The 18,402-nt window shown below is 66.8% G+C and carries 14 protein-coding genes; 7 read left to right on the forward strand and 7 right to left on the reverse strand.

Annotation, left to right across the window (positions count from 1 at the left end; genetic code table 11):
* Positions 1-36: 36 nt before the first annotated feature.
* Positions 37-1,155 (reverse strand): S1C family serine protease, encoded by a 1,119-nt coding sequence (locus SH602x_RS22765; protein WP_479474455.1) that lies wholly within the window; start codon positions 1,153-1,155, stop codon positions 37-39.
* Positions 1,156-1,655: 500 nt separating this feature from the next.
* Here SH602x_RS22765 and SH602x_RS22770 point away from each other — a divergent pair, with 500 nt between their 5' ends.
* The 4 genes from SH602x_RS22770 (at position 1,656) to SH602x_RS22785 (ending at position 7,180) form a co-directional block, all read left to right on the forward strand.
* Positions 1,656-2,531 (forward strand): SDR family oxidoreductase, encoded by an 876-nt coding sequence (locus tag SH602x_RS22770; RefSeq protein ID WP_479474456.1) that lies wholly within the window; start codon positions 1,656-1,658, stop codon positions 2,529-2,531.
* Between the two features lie 565 nt (positions 2,532-3,096).
* On the forward strand, positions 3,097-4,458 hold the full coding sequence (locus tag SH602x_RS22775; RefSeq protein ID WP_479474457.1) for a MotA/TolQ/ExbB proton channel family protein: 1,362 nt from the start codon (positions 3,097-3,099) through the stop codon (positions 4,456-4,458).
* Complete coding sequence (locus SH602x_RS22780) at positions 4,455-6,080, forward strand: hypothetical protein (RefSeq protein WP_479474458.1); 1,626 nt, start codon at positions 4,455-4,457, stop codon at positions 6,078-6,080. The genes SH602x_RS22775 and SH602x_RS22780 overlap by 4 nt, the downstream gene beginning before the upstream one ends.
* Positions 6,077-7,180, forward strand: coding sequence for a hypothetical protein (locus SH602x_RS22785; protein ID WP_479474459.1), 1,104 nt, complete (start codon positions 6,077-6,079; stop codon positions 7,178-7,180). Before SH602x_RS22780 ends, SH602x_RS22785 begins: the two co-directional genes overlap by 4 nt.
* Positions 7,181-7,511: 331 nt before the next feature.
* On the opposite strand, the gene SH602x_RS22790 is transcribed toward SH602x_RS22785, so the two are convergent.
* Positions 7,512-9,008 (reverse strand): hypothetical protein, encoded by a 1,497-nt coding sequence (locus SH602x_RS22790; protein WP_479474460.1) that lies wholly within the window; start codon positions 9,006-9,008, stop codon positions 7,512-7,514.
* A gap of 116 nt (positions 9,009-9,124) precedes the next feature.
* On the opposite strand from SH602x_RS22790, the gene SH602x_RS22795 reads away from it, so the two are divergent.
* From SH602x_RS22795 to SH602x_RS22805, 3 genes are all read left to right on the forward strand, one after another.
* The gene (locus SH602x_RS22795; protein WP_479474461.1) at positions 9,125-10,042 is read left to right on the forward strand and encodes an ATP-grasp domain-containing protein; all 918 of its coding nucleotides are present in this window, start codon (positions 9,125-9,127) and stop codon (positions 10,040-10,042) included.
* A 292-nt stretch (positions 10,043-10,334) separates the two neighbouring features.
* Positions 10,335-10,895, forward strand: coding sequence for a DUF2760 domain-containing protein (locus tag SH602x_RS22800; RefSeq protein WP_479474462.1), 561 nt, complete (start codon positions 10,335-10,337; stop codon positions 10,893-10,895).
* Positions 10,896-10,974: 79 nt separating this feature from the next.
* Positions 10,975-12,801: an Hsp70 family protein gene (locus SH602x_RS22805; protein WP_479474463.1), complete on the forward strand. Its 1,827-nt coding sequence runs from the start codon at positions 10,975-10,977 to the stop codon at positions 12,799-12,801.
* 13 nt (positions 12,802-12,814) lie between these two features.
* On the opposite strand, the gene SH602x_RS22810 is transcribed toward SH602x_RS22805, so the two are convergent.
* Genes SH602x_RS22810 through SH602x_RS22830 form a run of 5 tightly spaced genes read right to left on the reverse strand, consistent with a single transcriptional unit; the run spans position 12,815 to position 18,327 of the window.
* The gene (locus tag SH602x_RS22810) at positions 12,815-13,654 is read right to left on the reverse strand and encodes a cupin domain-containing protein (RefSeq protein WP_479474464.1); all 840 of its coding nucleotides are present in this window, start codon (positions 13,652-13,654) and stop codon (positions 12,815-12,817) included.
* Between the two features lie 53 nt (positions 13,655-13,707).
* Entirely contained in the window at positions 13,708-15,702 is a 1,995-nt protein-coding gene (locus tag SH602x_RS22815) for a VWA domain-containing protein (protein ID WP_479474465.1), read from the reverse strand.
* Complete coding sequence (locus tag SH602x_RS22820) at positions 15,699-16,595, reverse strand: DUF58 domain-containing protein (RefSeq protein ID WP_479474466.1); 897 nt, start codon at positions 16,593-16,595, stop codon at positions 15,699-15,701. The genes SH602x_RS22815 and SH602x_RS22820 overlap by 4 nt, the downstream gene beginning before the upstream one ends.
* A 47-nt stretch (positions 16,596-16,642) precedes the next feature.
* Positions 16,643-17,284 (reverse strand): hypothetical protein, encoded by a 642-nt coding sequence (locus SH602x_RS22825; protein WP_479474467.1) that lies wholly within the window; start codon positions 17,282-17,284, stop codon positions 16,643-16,645.
* A 14-nt stretch (positions 17,285-17,298) separates the two neighbouring features.
* Complete coding sequence (locus tag SH602x_RS22830; protein WP_479470815.1) at positions 17,299-18,327, reverse strand: AAA family ATPase; 1,029 nt, start codon at positions 18,325-18,327, stop codon at positions 17,299-17,301.
* Between the last annotated feature and the right edge of the window lie 75 nt (positions 18,328-18,402).

Raw genomic sequence — 18,402 nt, forward strand, 5'->3', positions numbered from 1 at the left:
CGATTCGTGTGCGTCGGCTTCGAGCCGGGCTTTCGCCTAGCCCTTCTTTCCGATCGTCATCTTCAGTTCCACGGTCTCTTCGCCCCGCTTCACTTTCAGCGTGACTTCGTCTCCCGGTTCGGTCTTCTCCACCGCGGCGGAGAGGTCCGAGAAGTTCTTCACCGGCGAGCCTTCGAATTCGATGATGACGTCGCCTCCCTGCATGCCGGACTGTTCCGCGGGCGAGCCGGGATACACCGACTCGATCAGGGCGTTGTCGACGTTCTTCGCACCGCGGACCCCGATGAACGGCCCACCGTCGATGTCGCCCCACTCCTGCGATTCGGCGAGCCGGTCCCAGGAGTCGGTGAACGTATTGACCGGGACGTGCATATTCGACGCGATCGATCCGCCGATCCGGCTATGGATGCCGATCAGCTTGCCGTCCATGTCGAACAGGGGTCCGCCCGAGTCGCCGCCGACCAGCGTGCAGTCGGTGACGATCGTCGACCGGCTGACCGACAGGACGCGACCGAGTCGCAGTACCGGCTTCCGGCCCGGATCGAACCCGCCCGGATGTCCGAGCGCGACGACCCACTGGCCCGGCTTGAGATCGTCCGAATCGCCCAGTTCCACGGGAACGAGGTCTTTCAGATCGGTCTCGATCCTCATCATGCCGCCGTCGACGCGCTTGTTCGATCCGAGCGTCTTACCCTTCTTTCGCGTCTGATCGGCGAACAGAAAGGTGACGCCGAGGTCCTTCTTGCCGTTGACGTGCGCGGCGGTCAGCACCGTGCCGTCCTTGTCGACGACGACGCCCGAACCCTGCGAGGGTCCGACCTGCACGCCGACGACGGACGGGGTGAGCTTGGCCACCAGTTCCCGCATCCGCACCTGCATCGCCCGCAGGCCCGCGGCATTCGGTTCAAGTTCGCCCTTGAACAGGGCGGGCAGATCGATCGGCGGCTCCTGAGCCAGTTCCGTCGACGCGGCGGCGTCCGACACGATCGGGGCGGCCACCGGTTCGGCGATCACCGTCGCCGTTCCGGCGCTCTCCTGAGCGAACGCCGAACTTGCGAAGCCCAAGGCGAGAAGCGAGAGCAGAACTGCGGAGAGAACGCCCTTCGACACCGAACTCGCCGATCCGGAGGTGCGCGAGCGAAACCGAGACGTCATGAAGCGTTCCTTCGTCGGCGAGATGCTGTTCCGGATCAGGCAGTCCGTCGCCGCCGGTCGCGGCGAAGCGATGTCAACCTTTAGAGTTCCAGACCTGTACGCGAGTTACGGCCGTTTCGCCGCCGAAAACCGCAGGCGATTCGATAGGCGTAGCGTCGTTCCCCTTCGAAGCGCGGGGGAAGCGTGACCGTGCGAGACTCGCCAGTCGACCGACGGATCGAATGCCGGACCGAGCCGACGTTCGCGTGCGAAGGGGACCGGAGAGCGCGCTTAGCCGCGCACGAAGCATGAGACCCCTGGTTCACCCAATTTTTATAATCGGCGTTAGGCAGAAGCAAGAAAATACTTTTCCTAAGTCGCCATCGAATTGGCTGTGCTTATCAACGAATGGGCGATCATTCTCCTGTTCGATCATCTTCCGCCGCCCTCGGACGAGAACCGGCGTCGAGAAGAACATTTTCACGCAGCGGCGTTTTTCGACGCAGCGAACAGGAGCGCGAATGGCGGCGAAACTGATCCTTGGATGCGGTTACCTGGGTCGGCGAGCGGCCGACGCCTGGAAAGCGGAGGGGCACGACGTCTGGGCGGTGACGCGATCGACGGAGCGTGCCGCGAAGTTCGCGGCTGAAGGGTTGAACCCCCTCGTGGCCGATCTGACTCGCGAAACGCCCGATTTCCCGCCCATGGACGCGGCGCTGTTCGCCGTCAGTTGGGATCGGTCCTCCGGCGCGACCCCGCGACAGGTTTACGTGGAAGGCCTGGCTCGCACTGTCGATGCGCTGGCACGATCTTCGCCGGACCTGCGAACGTTCCTGCTCGTCAGCACGACCGGGGTCTACGGCGACGGCGACGGAGGCGAAATCGACGAAGAATCTCCCTGTCATCCCACTCGGGACTCGGGCCAGGCGTACGTCGAGGCGGAGCGCCTGCTGGCCGAATCGTGGCTGGGCGATCGGTCGATCGTGCTAAGGCTGGCCGGGATCTATGGCCCGGGCCGGATTCCGCTGCTCGGCGAACTGCAACGCCGGGAGCCCCTCGCAGTGCGGGAAGAGGCGAGCCTAAACCTGATCCACGTCGAAGACGCGGTCGAGACGATTCTGGCCTGCGAAGCGCGGGCGCCCCGGCCCAGTTTGTACTGCGTCTCCGACGGACACCCGGTCCGCCGCGGCGAGTGGTACCGCGCCGTCGCCTCCGCCTTTAGCCTTCCCGACCCGGTCTTCGCTCAGCCGGCGATCGACCAGCCGATCGTTCCGGGCGGGCGTCGCGGCGGAGACAAGCGGGTAAGTAACGACAAGCTGATGCGAGAGATCGGCCCGGCCTTCCGCTATCCCAGCTATCGGGAAGGCCTGGCGGCGGAAGCGAACCGCGAAGCCTGAGAAGGCCAGGATCCCGCGGCCAGCGCACGAAAAAATCCGAGCGGGGTCGCATCGGACCCCGCTCGGAAACGTCCCCCCCGGGATCTGTAACGCGAGGCTGTCGCCGTCGCGTCCGCACTCTCCCGATCGTCCGCCCGCCGCGAAGGCTTCAATCGCAGGCTTCGGTACGCGGGAAAAGTTCGTCGCCGGATCGCCCGGATGGGGTAGAGCACGCCTGCTCCTCTCGCCAGTCGACGCAGGGCGCCGGGTCGCTCTTGACCCGGCCCTGCCCCGCATGGTTCGCTTCCGCCCGCAGCAGGTTTGACTGGAAAGCTGTAGCGAATTTGACGATGAAGCCGAAGAGTCCGCGTGCGCCGACACCCGGCTGCCGGTCCGTCAATCGCTGTGCGTCAGTTCGATCGAAGAGTTTCGGGCGCCGCTGGCTCCGCCAGCGCCGAAGCTCGGAAGTCGGTCCAACGCGAGCGATCCGGCCTCTGGAAAAGCGCTGGCAGAGCCAGTGGCGCCCGGAGGAGAAGCTGACAGTTTGCAATAGACGCTTCACTAAGAACGGGATCGAGGTCGAGCGATGAGCGAAGCAGCCGACGCCTCCGCATCGAAGAAAAAGAACGCTGAATCTTCGCCGTTCGGCGCGAGTGCAACCACGTCGGGACGCATCGGCTGGCCCCTGTTTCTCGGGGGCTGGACGACGACGATGTTCTTCGGCCTCGTCTTCTGGGGACCGCTGCATAGCCCGGCGCTCGTGCGGTACGTCTCGGGACACCCGGTCTCCTACGTTACGCAGACGCTCTTCTTCATCGCGGTCTGGGCGCTGGCGCTGAAGAGTTGGGAAGCGTTCCGCCAGCGGTCGATCAGCCGCGGCGTGCGCCTGACGCTGGACGAAGGCGCGGAGATCGCCCCGGCCAGTTACCTCGCCGCCTGGAAGAAGCTGCCCGAATCGAGGCGAGCCTCCGCGCTCGGTCGCCGCCTGTACGCCGCGATCACGTACGCGTCCAAGGCGCCGACGTCGCCCGAGTTCTCGGAAGAGCTGACGAACCTTTCGTACAAGGACGCCGACGAGCAGCACGAGTCCTACTCGCTGATCCGCATCGCGACCTGGGCGATGCCGATGCTCGGCTTCCTCGGGACGGTGCTCGGCATCGCGGACGCGCTCGGCTCGCTCGACCCGGCGACGTTCTCGACCGACATGGAAGGCTCGATGAAGGGGCTCACCTCCGGCCTCTACGTCGCCTTCGATACGACGGCCCAGGCGCTGGCCCTGTCGATGCTGGTGATGTTCGTGCAGTTCTTCGTCGAGCGCGGCGACCGCACGCTGAACGCCCTCGTCGACGAGCGGACCGAAGCGACCGTCGCGCCCCTGCTGAACAACGAATTCTCCGGCGCCCGCGATCCGCGGCTGGGCGCGGTGGAGAAGATGAGCCTCCGCGTCTTGCAGACGCTCGAAACGGCCGTCGTGCAGCAGACGCAGGCGTGGAGCCGCGTCATGGAACAGAACCGCGTCGCCTGGAATCAGGAACTGCTCGGCGCCCAGCAGACCTGGCAGAACACGGTCGCCCTTTCGATCGGTCAGGCCGCAGTCGCGCACGCGGACAAGCTCGGCGATCTGGAAGAAGCGAGCGCCGAACGGTTCCGCAAACGCTGGGATCAATGGCAGAGCGCCTTCGCCGAACAGACCAAGGCGATTCAGGCCCAGCAGCGCGAACTGAACGAACTCGGAACGACGATGCGCAGCGTCGTCGAAGCGACGGGCGACCTGACCAGCCTCGAGAACGCGCTCCAGGCGAACCTCGCAGCCGTCGCCGGCGCGGGCCGCTTCGAGGAAGCGATCAGCAGCCTCAGCGCCACGATTCATCTTCTGAACGCTCGCCTGAATCAGCCGACGCCGCCCGTGCGGGTCGTCGCTGCCGAGGCTACGGATAAGGCCGCATGAGTCGTCGACCGGTCCGCCGAGCGACCGGAGGAATGTCGCTCTTCCCGTTCCTCGCCGTGCTCATCTGCACGATGGGCGCCCTCGTCGGCCTCCTGATGCTGATGATCGCGAGCGCCAGCGCGCAGGCGGCCTCCGTCCGCGTCGCCATCGACGAGCAGCTCGCCACGGATGAATTATCCGGGGACGAAACCGACCCCGAGCCTGCGATCGTCCTCCCCTCGTTCGACAACGAAGCGGACGAAGAGAAGGCGTACCAGGCGCAGATCGCGATCGAAGACGCGGCCTGGCGCAAGGACATGCTACTCAAGCAGCGCGAAGAACTGACTCGGCAACTCTCCGAGCGCCGCAACGAAGTCGGCTACCTCGAACAGACGCTTCGCACCCTGCGCAGCCAGGCCGACGGCCTCCTCGCGCAGGCGAAGGCTCTTGAGGAGGACGACGGCGACGCCGAGGCGCTGAAGAAACAACTGGCTGATCTGGAGCGTCGCATCGCCGAAGAGTCGACGAAGCTGGAAGCGGCCAAAGCGGCCCAGGCGGCGGCTCCGACCTCCTACGCGATCACGCCCTACGACGGTCCGACCGGCACGCATCGCCGGCCCATGTTCATCGAATGCACGGGCGAGGCGGTGATCCTGCAGCCGGAAGGGATCGTCCTGAATCAGCAGGATTTCGCGGGGCCCCTGTTCCCGGGAAACCCGCTCGACGCGGCCCTGCGCGCCGCGCAGGAGTACCTCCAGACGCATGGCGGCGAGAGCGTCCACGGCTCGGCCTATCCGCTGTTCGTCGTGCGGGAGGAAGGCGCCGTCGCCTACAGCGTGGCCCGTAGTTCGATGAAGAGTTGGGAGAACGAGTTCGGGTACGAACTGATTCCGAACGACATGAAGCTCGCCTTTCCGCCGGTCGATCCGGGCCTGGCCGCGGCGATGCAGCAGGCGGTCGAGGACGCGCGCCAGCGCCAACTTGCGCTCGCCGCGGCGCAGCCGTCGCGGTTCGGCGGGTCGAACGGCGGCGGACGCATCCTGCACGCCACGCCCCGCGGCGGATTCGTCGCCGCGGGAGGCCGGCCCCCCAGCGGCAAGTCGGGCAGCACGTTCGGCGCCGGCACGCCCGACAAGCCGATCGAGGGTTCGTCCGGAACGGGCACCGACAAACCGACCACCGCGAAGAACATCTCCGAAGAGAAGTCGAAGTCGCCGGACGCGAAGCCGGGCTCGACCGCCGGCTCGGGCGGCGCCGAACGGAAGAGCGCTCAGGACGAGAATCGCCCCATCGCCGAGAAGCAGGGCGAAGGCTGGGCCGTGCCGGAAGCCGACGCCCTCACCACGCCTCTGGAGCGACCGATCCGCGTCGCGATCGAGGCCGACCGGATCCTGATCGTCGCCGAAACGATGAGCGGCAAGGAATCGACGCAGATCGCGCTGACCCCGCGCACCGGCGACGCCGTCGGTCCGCTGGTCGGCGGCGTGCAGGAACGCATCAAGAGCTGGGGCTTCGCCGGGCGCGGCTTCTACTGGCGACCGCGGATGGTGGTCGAGGTCCGCCCGGGCGGCGAACGTCGCTTCGCGGAGATTTCGCGGCTGCTCGAGAACAGCGGCATCGTGATGGAGACCGCGAAGCCATGATGCGAAGGCGCACGCAAACGAGCGAAGGCGACCTGCCCGGTCAGGACTCCTTCATGGACGTGGTGGCGAACCTCGTCGGCATCCTGCTGATCGTGGTGATGCTGGTCGGCCTGCGCACGCGCGACGTCCTCGTCGAACGCGAACGTCAGTCCGCCCTCGCCGAAGCGCAGGAAGAACTTCCCGCCGCGAAGCCGGCACGGACCGACGAACCGCCGGCGGACCCTCCGCAGATCGCCGCCGCGCCGGAGGTCTCGCTCGAAGAGGCGGCCGCCATCGAACGGACCGCCGACGACATCGAACGGGAGATGCAGGAGCTCGCGCGGCAGATCAAGCTCGAAAGTCAGATGGCCGAGTTGAAGCGGGCCGAGCGTACGCAGGTGCAGATGATCCTCGCGTCCGCAAAGGTCGAACTCGACAGCCGGGCGCAGAAGCTCGACGCGAACCGCCGCGAGAGCCTGGATTTGGTCGCGAAGGTCCACGAAGCGAACGCGAAGATCGTCGATCTCTCCCGCGCGCGCTCGACGGTCGAAAGCCAGGTCGACCGGCCCGTTCCCCTGCCGCACGTACCGACGCCGATGGCGCAGACCGTCTTCGGTCGCGAGCTGCACTTTCGCCTGAAGGACGATCGTCTGCTCTACGTGCCGTGGGACGCGATGGTCGAAGAGCTGAAGATCGACGCCGAGAAGAACGCCTGGAAGCTGCGGGACTCGCCGCGGATCGAGGAGCGGATCGGCCCGTTCGAGGGCTACCGCATGGAGTACGCGCTCGTGCGCAAGTCGCACGTCCGGGAGTCCGCCGCCGGAGTGGCGACGATGCAGGCGATCGAACTCGAATCGTTCACCGTCGAGCCGATGCAGGAACCGGCCGGCGAGCCGATCGAGGTCGCGCTCTCGCCGGAGTCCGACTTCTCGCGACGGCTGGGCCAGGTCAGCCCCAAGGCGTACACCGTGACGCTGTGGGTCTATCCCGACAGCTTCCGCCGCTTCCGCGAAATCCGCGAAGCCCTGATGCAGCGCGGCTTCCTGACGGCCAGCCGACCCATGCCGGCAGACCAGAAGATCGGCGGCTCTCCCAGCGGCAGCAGGTCGATGACGCAGTAGGACGTGAAGCGCTCCAACGCATCTCGTCAGGAACGCCAGAGCAGAACTGAAACGAACGGTCCGAACACGCCTGAAAGGGCTGCGACCGCCGCCAGGTTGAAGAATCGAATTGCGAGAGGCGATTCGCACGAACGAAACAGGGCTGCGGCGATGAAGCTCGCGATCGCTAGATAAAGCGAAACGCCGACGAGGGCGAGGATCGCCGGCGCCCAATCAGCTTGACCGGCGTGCCTCAACCCCGCCCAGCAGACGGCGAGGCCGATGAGAATCGCGAAGTGAGTTCCGAAGAGCCAACGGCCCAGCGCTTCTAACCGCTGAAAAGCTACGTCGTTCAATCCCGTCTCCCGCCAGGACGGACACGGCCTCCGCCAGCGCCGCTACCTCCGCCGCCCCCTTCTTCACCGAGGGCCAGCGTGGTGCGGGGGTTGGGCTGCACGGGAGGACGCGGCGTCGGTCGCACGCCTCCGCCGCCTCCTTCTTCGCCCAGAGCGCGCGTGGAGGGACCGCCGCCCCCCTCTTCGCCGAGAGCCTTCGTCGTGACGGGCGGCTTGTGCGGAATGCCGCCTCCCTCTTCGCCGAGAGCCTTGGTGGTGGGGACGCCGCCCCCTTCTTCGCCCAGCGCGAGCGTCGTGGGGTTGCCGCCGCTTCCCTCCTCGCCGAGCGCGAACGTCGTCACGCCTCCGCTCCCCTCTTCGCCCAGGGCATACGTGGTGACGCCTCCTTCTTCGCCCAGCGCGTACGTCGTGACTCCCCCCTCCTCGCCGATGGCATAGGTGGTCGCGCCGCCCCCTTCCTCGCCGAGCGCGAAGGTGGTGTCGATCGCTCCTTCTTCGCCCAGGGCGTAGGTCGTGGGATCGATCACGCCCCCTTCTTCGCCGACGGCTTGCGTCGTGGCAGGAGGCGCTTCGCCCGCGCCGGCTTCCTCGCCGAGCGCCATGGTGGTCCGTTCGCCGGCGCCCTCTTCGCCGAGGGCCATGGTCGTCGCCAGCGCCTCCCATTCGACGGCTGCGACCTGCGGATGGGCGAGCAGGATCGCGAGCGCATCGTCCCCCAGCAGCTCCCCGCCGTCGCGATGGACGGAAAGCTGATCCTCGCGTTCCTCGACCGCGACATCCGCCGCGACCTCGGCGAGCGCACGCTTCAGATCGTCCGCGACCCGGGCCGTCGCCGCGAACGTCCCGGCGGGCGGCGTCTTCTCCCAGCCGTTCGGCGCCAGCGTCACGATCGCCGCGTTCCGCGCCCCCGCCTCCAGCGGCGCGACGAGCTTCATCGAAGGGACGTACGGCGCCACGCGCGCGACGGCCAGTTCCTTCGTCAGGTCGCGAGCCTCCGCCTCCGTCAGCCAGGCGAGATAGCCCGCCGGCCGCGCGGTATCGCGAGCGAGAACGTCCGCTCCGCCCCCATCCGGCATCGGCGGCGGAGGGGGAGCGCCGTCCTCGGGAAAGACTTCTTTCGGAGCGGCGGGTTCGAGATCAGGTTCTTCGAAGACTTTCGCCGCTGCGGCGCCCTCGGCTCCGCGAACGAACGGGCCGAGGACGTTCAGCCGCTCGCGCGTCGCGAGCCGCCAGAGATCGCCGAACTTCGACTGCACGACGTACAGCCCGCGGCCCTCGAACATGGGCAAAGCGCCGATGCCGGCTGGACCCGCCTCCTGGGCGAACAGCGGAGCGCCCGAACTGGCCAGCGCCGCGCCCGACGCCGCCAGCATCGCGGCCAGCGCCTGCCGTCGGTCGAGCTTCACCTGGTAACGTCGCTGCGACGCCGGCGCCTGGCCGGAGGATGCGGCAAGGCCCGGCGTTAGAATGCGGTCGAACGGATGAGCGGACATGATCGGTTATCTTTCTCGCGGAGCAGCCCCTGCCCCTCGCGCGAATGCATGCTGATCTTGAAGTCTAAGCCTTCCGGAATTCGCTGGCCAATGAACAACCTCTCGCGAATGCATCGATGATCCTGATTCTTGGCCGACCGGACGACGATCACGCGCGCTTCGTGCGGGAGACTCTAAGGACGCGTGGGGTTCGGGCGGAGTTCCTTTCCAGCCTCGACTTTCCCGGCAGCGTCGCGGTCACTTTCGATCCACGACACGGAATCGGACGACTGACGCTGCCTGGCGACGAGGGAGGGATCACGATCGCCTTCGACGAAGTGCAGGCGGTCTACTGGCGGTCGTACGACGGCGTTGGAGAGAGCGAACTTCTCGTCGATCCGATGCAGCGGCACATCGCGCGGCATGACAGCCGGAGCCTGTTCGAGTCGCTCTTCTTCGCGCTCCCCTGCCGCTGGGTGAACGGCGTCGAAGGCTTCCGCCTGCATCAGACCAAGCCGGTCGCCCTCGCGAAGGCCGCGGCGCTGGGGCTGCGCATTCCGCGGACCTGCATCACGAACGATGCCGAGTCCGTGCGAGCGTTTTGCGAGGACGTTCCGCATGCGATCTTCAAGCCCGTGCAAGGCGGAGCGGCGACGGCGCCGATCGAACCGCGGCATCTGACCGAGAAAGCCCTCGCGCGGCTGAGCCTGGCGCCCGTGACGCTGCAGGAAGAGATCCCCGGGATCGACGTACGGGTCTTCGTGGCGGGCGAGCGGGTCTACGCGTGCGAGATGCATACCGACGCGCTCGACTTCCGCGACGACCTTCACGCCCGGATCGTGCCGATCGAGTTGCCTGACGAGATTCGCCAGCAGGCGCTCCAGGTCGCGACGGCGCTCCATCTGGTCTGGACGGGCATCGACTTCCGCCGGACGCCCGACGGCGAGTGGGTCTTCTTCGAGGCGAACCCCTCGCCCATGTTCCGCGGCTTCGAGCAGCGCACGGAGTTGCCGCTGACGGAGGCGTTGGTCGCGTTGCTGATGGGCTCCGGATAGCTGACCTCCCGTAGGGCAGGCGCCCCGCCTGCCATCGCAGCAGCAACCAGCTTCCGTGGATGTCATGTGTGCCATGCCCACATCTCCGAAGGAAGGGTGGGCATGTAAAGGGCCGGCCGAAACCAACATGCCCACCCTGCTGGCGCGATGTGGGCATGGCACACTACGCGATTACCGTTCGCGGGAGCATTCCCCCCGGGTCGGCGGGAAGGCGGCTCGGCCTTAAACTGGGCGGTTTCTGCGGCGACTGACGGCGTTCGATCGATGCCGGAGCGAACGAGGGCATGACTCGATGAAACTGGGCCTCGCCTTCAAGGCGTTCTTCAAAATCCTGGGCGACGGCGCCTTCGCCGAACGCGTCGAAGCGGCGTACGAGGGGAAGAACCTTCCCGCCGCGGAACCGAAACCGGCGGCGCCTGCCGAACCGGCGAAACCCGTTGCGAAGCCGGCTCCGGTCGTGATTCAGTCGGTGCAGAGCGAGGCGATCGCTCTGCTCGCCGCGCTGCAGCGGGAGTCGCGGCTGGTCGACCTGGTGATGCAGCCGCTCGACGGTTACGACGACGCGCAGATCGGCGCCGCCGCGCGGGACGTCCTGCGCGACGCTCGCTCGGCGCTGGAGAAGACGGTCGCCCTGCGTCCGCTGCGCAGCGAAACGGAAGGCTCCACCATCGAAACCCCGACAGACGCCGACGCGGCGCAGTATCGCCTGACCGGCGCCGTGCAGGGTCAACCTCCGTATCGGGGCGAGCTCATTCACGCCGGCTGGGTCGCCACGAAGGTCGAACTGCCCAAGTACGTCGGCTCGGTGGACTCCGCGCGGGTGGTCGCTCCCGCCGAAGTGGAAGCGAAGTGACGCGGACGGCGCGGCTGCGTCCCCCTCGTTCGATGAAGCGCCCGAACGCGCGTGATGCGCGAAGAACGGAACGGCCTGAATGAGCTCTCAATACGTTCTCGGAATCGATCTCGGCACGACGAACTCCGTCGTCGCCTATGCAGAGTTGCCGGAAGGTCCGCTGCAGCCGGGCGAGAGCGAGCCGGAGATCCGCCTGCTGCCGATCCCGCAGCTCGTCGCGCCCTCGACGGTCGAAACGAAGACCAGCCTCGCTTCGTTCGCCTATCTCGGCAGCGAGCATGAAACCCGCTCGAACGGGCTCGACCTGCCGTGGGCCGAAGGCCGATCCTACGCCGTGGGCGAGTACGCCCGGCGGCAGTCGGCGAACTTTCCCGATCGGACGGTGAGCGCGGCCAAGTCGTGGCTCTGTCACCCCAAGGTCGACCGCCGGCAGCCGATCCTGCCCTGGAACGCTGGCGACGACGTTCCGAAGATCTCCCCGCTGACGACGTCGCGGTACTACCTCGAACATCTGATCGCGGCCTGGGACCAGACGTTCCCCGACGCTCCGGCGGCGAAACAACGGGTCGTCCTCACCGTGCCCGCGTCGTTCGACGCGAGCGCTCGGGAACTGACGCGGGAAGCCGCGCTGGCCGCGGGCCTGCCCGCCGATCTGATTCTGCTGGAAGAGCCCCAGGCGGCGCTCTACTCCTGGTTGTCGCAGCAGGGCGACCGCTGGCGGAAGACGCTCAAGCTGGACGACGTGCTGCTCGTCTGCGACGTGGGAGGCGGCACGACCGACCTGACGATCGTGTCGGTCGCACAGGAGGGGGGCGACCTGACGCTGCGGCGACTGGCGGTGGGCAATCACCTGCTGGTGGGCGGCGACAACATGGACCTCGCCCTCGCCCATCACGCGGCGCAGAAGTTCGCCGATCAGGGCAAGTCGCTCAACCCCTGGCAGACCGTCAGCCTGTGGCACGCCGCGCGCGTGGCGAAGGAGACCCTGCTCGCCGAGGAGGCGCCGGATTCGCATCCGGTCTCGATCCAGCAGCGGGGGAGCAAGCTGGTCGGCGGAACGATCTCCGTCGACCTGACCCGCGACGAAGCGCAGAGCGTACTGGCCGACGGCTTCTTCCCGCAGGTGGGACTCGATTCGCGACCGGAGCGTCGCCGGGCGAGCGGCTTCCAGGAGATCGGCCTCCCCTTCGAGGCGGACCCCGCGATCACGAAGCACCTCGCCGCGTTCCTCGCCGCACAGGCCGGTCAGGGCGATTCGCCCGGGCCGGTTCGCCCGACGCACGTGCTGCTCAACGGCGGCGTCTTCCGCAGCGGCCTCTTGCGCGATCGTTTGCGCTCGACGCTGGCCGGCTGGTTCGGCGGTAGCGGCGCGTCAGACGGTCCCGCGCTGCTGGAAGCAGGGGTCGATCTCGACAACGCCGTCGCTCGCGGAGCGGCGTACTACGGCTTCTCCAAGGAGCGGGGCGGCATCCGCATTCGAGGCGGCACGGCCAGGTCGTACTACGTCGGCATCGAGTCCGCCGGCCTCGCCATCCCCGGCGCACCCCGTCCGCTGGCGGCGCTCTGCGTCGTCCCCTTCGGCATGGAAGAAGGAACCGAGGCCGACGTTCCCTCGCGGGAGATCGGCCTGGCCGTCGGAGAGCCGGAGCAGTTCCGCTTCTTCTCTTCAGCCGTCCGGCAGCAGGACAAGCCAGGCGCGACGCTACAGCACTGGGACGCGGAGGAACTGGTCGAGACCGACCCGCTGGAAGCGACGCTCGCCGCGCCCGAGGGTCACGGCGAGGCCTACGTCCCGGTGAAGTTTCAGTCCCGCGTGACCGAACTCGGCATGCTCGAACTCTGGTGCGTCGACGCCGAAGACGCGGAACGCAAGTGGAAGCTGGAGTTCAAGGTGCGGGAGGATTGAGTCGCTCGCGGCGTCACCGCGCCGCGATGAACTCGATGCCGTACTCCTCCGCCAGATCGTGCAGGCGCTGGATCTCCTGCTCGTCGGGGGGAGAGAACTCCGTCGGCGCCGTGTCGAAGACCTGCCCTGCCCGCTCGAACATCTTCTCGACGCCGCCCGGGGCGGTGAAGATCAGCATCCGGGCAGGCGCCTGGCTGACGTTGCGGAACGAGTGCGGCACGCCGATCGGCAGGTAGGCGAAGAAGCCCGGCCCGCCCTGGAGGGTTCCGCTGGGCGCCTGGAACTGGATCTCGCCTTCGAGCACGAAGAAGCCTTCGTCCTCGTTCGCGTGAATGTGGACCGGCGGACCGCCGCCGGTGAAGACGGTCGCCTCCCAGATCGAGCAGCGACCGTTGGTTTCCTCCGCCGTGGCGAGCATGCGATAGAGATCGCCGACGATGCCGATCAGCTTCCCTTCGCCCGGGCCGCGATAGGAGAAGGGCTCGCGGTCCTGCAGCGCGGCCTCGGCGGTCTGCTTGTCGACGGCGAACGCGGAGAGAACGAAGACCTCCGCCTCTTCCTCGCCCAGGTTCTGAATCGACCAGGCGACGCGCGAGGAGACGCGAACGAAGTCGCCCGGTCCGATGGTGCGAGTCTGTTCCGCCGCGTGAAACTGCACGCTGCCGCGAACGACGTAGAGCGTCTCTTCGGCGACCGTGCGTCCCGACAGGCTGGCCCCTGCCGCCATCGTTTCCAGGCGGCAGACGCAGCGGTCCTGAGTATCTTCGGGATTGGCCAGTCGGCGGATCGAGCGGCCCGATTCGCCCGGATCGATCGCATCGTCCCGTTCGAGAAAGATCGCTTCGCGGTCCATCGCGGGTTCCTTAGGCGCGAACTCAGAGGAGGTAGATCGTCGGCGTCAGCACTCTACAGATAGACGCGCCGGTTATAAACCCACCACTCGAAGATCACGAGTCCGAGGCAGGCGAGCACGACCCACTTCCACCACTCGTTCCGCGCGGGCGTCCAGTCGGCGCTGGCGGCGAGAGCCTCGCCTCCGCCGATCTTCAGCTCCGCCGGCGCGAGATCGCTCTCCCGCGGATCGAACAGGTTGACCGCGAAGCGCCGCTGGATCTCTTTCCCGGGCAGCCGCACGCCGTAGACGCCGGTCCGTTCGGTGAAGGGATAGATGAACGTGGCTTCGCCCCGACGCTCGATCGGCGTCACGTCGCCGGCAGGACTCACGACCTCGATCCGATCGGACGGCACGTCGACGCGCACGGTCGTCGATTCGCCCGGACGGACCGAGCTCGCGACCAGCGCGCCACGACTGCCCCCGAGGTAGCCGACGACGTTCTGCACGAAGATCGGGAAGCTGAGCTTCCTTGGCCAGTCGGTGTTGACCAGCGTCTCGCCGCCTTCGCCCTGATCGTAGAACGAGAACCCGAGCACGACATCTTCGAAGCCGCCTCGCGGAGCGACCTGCATCACCGGGCCGATGTCGGCTTCGAGCAGCGTTCGCGCGCCTTGCGGACCTTCGATCGTGCGGGCTTCGGCGATGGCGATGTTCGAGAGCGCCTCGATCAGGTACATCACGGGATGCGCCCGGTCCGAATCGACCAGGATCGGCGGCCCCTCCAGTTCGCCCGCCGTCCACTGGTCGCCCGGCGGCAGCGTCGCGATGTAGAAGGCGTTCGCCTGCGGCGGTCGCACCGGCGCGACCCGGTCGTAGATGATCAGGTCGTACCGGGCCTCGTCCGCCGCGAGTTGATGCTCCTTCGTTTCGAGCAGCGCGGGCGCGCCGACCTCGACGTCCGCGATCTCCGCCACGGCGTCGGTGGTGAGAGCCAGTTCCCACGGACCGTTCCCCGGGGTGACGAACAGGACGCGGGCCTTGCGGGCCGGATTGAGCGCGGCGTAGGCGACGTTGTCGATTTCCAGATCGTCCTGACCCTCGGGCGCGATCGACAGACGCAGCGTTCCCTCGGGCGGACGACCGTCGGTGAGGTCCATGTCGAACACGACGTCCCCCTCGTCCCCGGGCGGGATCGTCGCGCGGCGGGCGTCGATCAGCAGATCGTCGAGGTAGAGCGACGCCTCGACCGATCGCTCTTCCAGCGAGAAGTTCCCGAGACGACCGTAGATCTGGAACTGCTTCGGCTTCTCCATGTTCCGTTCGGCGGAGAAGGCGAGGATGCCGACGTTGCTCGGCGCGTCGACGCCGACCTGCAGAAACTCCGGGTTGAGGTTTCCGAGCGCGAAGTCGGGCACCGCCGCGACGCCGCCGTCGCTGACGATGAACAGCTTCGCCGGCTTCGCCTCGGCGGTCTGCACGTCGGTAGCGTCTTCGCTCGATCGACCCGGGTTGGCCAGGCCCGACGCCGCACGGAGCGCCTCGTCCAGGCGAGTGGGCCGCTGGGTCGGTTCGACTGCCTGAATCTTCTGCCGCAGCAGCGAGCGGTTGTCGGTGTACTCCTGCACGACCTGCGCTTCGTCGGAGTAGGCGATCACCATCGCCACATCGGAGGGGCCGAGCTTTTCGACGATCTCCAGCGCCCGCTGCTTCGCCTGGTCGAGCCGGCTGGGGGAAACGTCCTTCGCCGACATGCTGGCCGAGTTGTCGAGCAGGATGATGACCCGGCTCTCCAGCAGCTTCGTCCCCATCACGCCCGGCCGCAGGAACGCGAAGAGCGCGAGCAGGATCACCAGCAGTTGCAGGAACAACAGCAGGCTCTGACGAAGTCGCTGCCAGAAGCTGTTGACGTGCAGATCCTCGATCGTCCGGCTCCAGAGGTAGGTGCTGGGCACCTCGACCGGCTTGCGACGGAGCTTCAGGAAGTAGAGCGCGACGATCGCCGGAAGCGCGAGGCCCGCGACGATCCAGGGCCAGGGCGAGAGGATCGGATTGAAGTAGTCCGTCACCGCACGAGCCCCCGCTGACGCAGGTAGCCGGCGACGAGCTGCTCGACCGACCGGTCGGAGGGGCTCATCAGGTAGGTCATCCCCCGGCGGGTGCAGTAATCCTTGGCGCCATCGACGAAGGCGGCCAGCGTCCGACGGTACTTCTCCAGCAGCGGCCGGCTGACGGTGATCTCCGCGGCGTCGGCGTCTTCGCAATCGATCAGACGCAGGTCGCCGTGCAGATCGGGATCGATCTCCTCGGGCGCCAGGACCTGAATGACGTAGGTATCCATCTCCTGGGCCAGCAGGTACCGCAGGGCCGTCTCGTAGCCCTGTTTATCCATCAGGTCGCTGATCAGGATCACGATCCCTTTGCCCGAGTTCCGCAGGCAGAAGTTCTTGACCCCCTGCTCGAGCGAAATCGGTTCGCCCGGCTGCATCTTGTTCATCTGGTCGACGAGCCGCATCCGCGACGCCCGTCCGCGCAGCACCGGCGCCCGCTCGCGGACCGACGACGACATGGCTTCGATACGGACGCGATCGGCCCGGCAGAGACCGACGTAGGCGAGCGACGCGGCGAGCTGCTTGGCGAAGCGGAACTTCGTCGGATCGCCGAACTGCATCGACGGGCTGTCGTCGATGAGCGCGTAGAAGTGGAGGTCTTCCTCCTCCAGGAAGATCTTCAGGAACAGCTTGTCGAGCCGGGCGAAGAGGTTCCAGTCGATGAACCGCAGATCGTCGCCCGCGACGTAGTTGCGGAAGTCGGCGAACTCGACCGACTGCCCCTTCCGCTTGCTCTTGCGTTCCCCCTTCATCCGACCCCGGAAGATCTTCCGGCTGACGAGCTCCATCCGCTCCAGGCGTGCCAGGAGCGACGGCGGAAGAATGTCGTCGGAGAGGGGTTGGGAGGACATCGAACTCTCGGAAAAACGTCAGCGAATCAATGCGTACGGCGTTTCGATCAACAACCCGCCGCGGTCAGGTTCAATCCCAGTTCAGTCGACAAGGCTTCCAGTCGTCCTGCGTCTCGGGCGGCGACATGGATTTGCCATCGATCGGTCCACTTCAGAAAGCACGCCGTCGCCCCTTCGCGGCGATAGGCACGCATGCGGTTGACCGTCCCGACGTAGCCCCAAGCCTCGTCGAGAACCTTTCGGAAGCGACTTCCCACCGGCGCCCATCCGCTGACTGCGACGCCTCCGCCGTACGCGGCTGCCCAGCAGAGCGTCACCAGGAGAAAGTTCGAGCAGTTCGGCGTCTCCTTCATCCAGCGCACCGGTTCGTCGTTCACGGCCATGTAGGCGGGCGGGTCGTTGCCTTCTAGCGCTGTCCCGTAGATCACGACCGCCTGGTTCTCTTCCAGGAAGACCAGCTTTCCGGCGACGACTTCCCAGCGATCAGGCGGCAGAAAACGATCGTTCGCGCTATGAAAGTCGAAGGCGCGACCAGCCACGGCGTAGAACTCCTTCAGCGGGATCGGCGCGACGACGCCGAGGCCCTTCTCCGCCCTGCGAATCTCCGACGCGGGGGTACCGTCCTTCTTCCGAAGGGGTCTGCCCAAGTCTTCGAACATCTCGCGATAGGTTTCGCGGTAATCGGTCATCGGGATAGCGTTCCCTACGCCACCGCGGCGGCGACGGGGGCTTCGGTTCCCTTTTCGGGGAGCTTCTCGAGGATCTCCAGCAGGACGTGGTCGGTGTCGATCCCCTCGGCCTGCGCCTCGAAGTTCAGGATCACGCGGTGCCGCATCGCAGGCAGGAAGACCCGCCGGACGTCCTCGAAGCTGACGTTGTAGCGACCTTCGAGGAGGGCCCGGACCTTCGCGGCGAGCGCCAGCGTCTGCGCGCCGCGGGGAGACGATCCCCAGCGGAGGTACTGGTTCGTGATGGGGAGCGCGTACTTCCCTTCGGGGTGGGTCGCGAGCGTCAGTCGGACGACGTAGTCGCGGACGTGGTCGGCCATGATCACGTCGCGGATCAGGCGCTGCCACTTGTTGATCTCCGAGCCGTCCATCACCTTCTCGGGCTCGACCTTGATTCCCTTGGTCGTACGGTCGACGACGGTGGAGAGCTCTTCGCGACTCGAATAGCCGACGACCAGCTTGAAGAAGAACCGGTCGAGCTGCGCCTCGGGCAGCGGGTAGGTTCCTTCCTGCTCGATCGGGTTCTGCGTAGCCAGCACGAAGAAAGGCCGTTCCAGTTCGTAGCGATGGCCGCCGATCGAGACGGTGAATTCCTGCATCGTTTCGAGCATGGCCGACTGCGTCTTCGGCGTCGCGCGATTGATTTCGTCGGCGAGGCAGATCTGCGTGAAGATCGGCCCCCGCTGAAATTCGAAGACGCGGCGTCCCTCGGGCGTTTCCATCACCATGTTGGTGCCCAGGATGTCGGACGGCATCAGGTCGGGCGTGAACTGGATGCGATTGAACTTCAGATCGAGCGCCTGCGAGAGCGTCTTGACCAGCAGCGTCTTGCCGAGACCCGGCACCCCTTCCAGCAGGCAGTGCCCGCCGACGAAGAGGCAGGTCAGCACGCCGTGGACGATGTCGTCGTGACCGACGATGACCCGCTGGACCTGATCCTTGACCGCGTGGTAGCGGGTGCGGAATTCTTCGGCCTGCTGCTGCAAGTTCTCGGCGAGCGACATAGAGCGTGATCTCGGGGAAATTTAGTCGTGTGCGTTCCGTCGTTCGTTTCGGCGAGCGAAGAGCGTGAGCCTTGC

This window comes from Lignipirellula cremea (genome assembly GCF_056501455.1).

What these genes read in the sequence shown, in the direction of transcription:
- SH602x_RS22765 (WP_479474455.1), bottom strand. Translation starts at nt 1,155, where the DNA reads ATGACGTCTCGGTTTCGCTCGCGCACCTCCGGATCGGCGAGTTCGGTG.
- SH602x_RS22770 (WP_479474456.1), top strand. Translation starts at nt 1,656, where the DNA reads ATGGCGGCGAAACTGATCCTTGGATGCGGTTACCTGGGTCGGCGAGCG.
- SH602x_RS22775 (WP_479474457.1), top strand. Translation starts at nt 3,097, where the DNA reads ATGAGCGAAGCAGCCGACGCCTCCGCATCGAAGAAAAAGAACGCTGAA.
- SH602x_RS22780 (WP_479474458.1), top strand. Translation starts at nt 4,455, where the DNA reads ATGAGTCGTCGACCGGTCCGCCGAGCGACCGGAGGAATGTCGCTCTTC.
- SH602x_RS22785 (WP_479474459.1), top strand. Translation starts at nt 6,077, where the DNA reads ATGATGCGAAGGCGCACGCAAACGAGCGAAGGCGACCTGCCCGGTCAG.
- SH602x_RS22790 (WP_479474460.1), bottom strand. Translation starts at nt 9,008, where the DNA reads ATGTCCGCTCATCCGTTCGACCGCATTCTAACGCCGGGCCTTGCCGCA.
- SH602x_RS22795 (WP_479474461.1), top strand. Translation starts at nt 9,125, where the DNA reads ATGATCCTGATTCTTGGCCGACCGGACGACGATCACGCGCGCTTCGTG.
- SH602x_RS22800 (WP_479474462.1), top strand. Translation starts at nt 10,335, where the DNA reads ATGAAACTGGGCCTCGCCTTCAAGGCGTTCTTCAAAATCCTGGGCGAC.
- SH602x_RS22805 (WP_479474463.1), top strand. Translation starts at nt 10,975, where the DNA reads ATGAGCTCTCAATACGTTCTCGGAATCGATCTCGGCACGACGAACTCC.
- SH602x_RS22810 (WP_479474464.1), bottom strand. Translation starts at nt 13,654, where the DNA reads ATGGACCGCGAAGCGATCTTTCTCGAACGGGACGATGCGATCGATCCG.
- SH602x_RS22820 (WP_479474466.1), bottom strand. Translation starts at nt 16,595, where the DNA reads ATGTCCTCCCAACCCCTCTCCGACGACATTCTTCCGCCGTCGCTCCTG.
- SH602x_RS22825 (WP_479474467.1), bottom strand. Translation starts at nt 17,284, where the DNA reads ATGACCGATTACCGCGAAACCTATCGCGAGATGTTCGAAGACTTGGGC.
- SH602x_RS22830 (WP_479470815.1), bottom strand. Translation starts at nt 18,327, where the DNA reads ATGTCGCTCGCCGAGAACTTGCAGCAGCAGGCCGAAGAATTCCGCACC.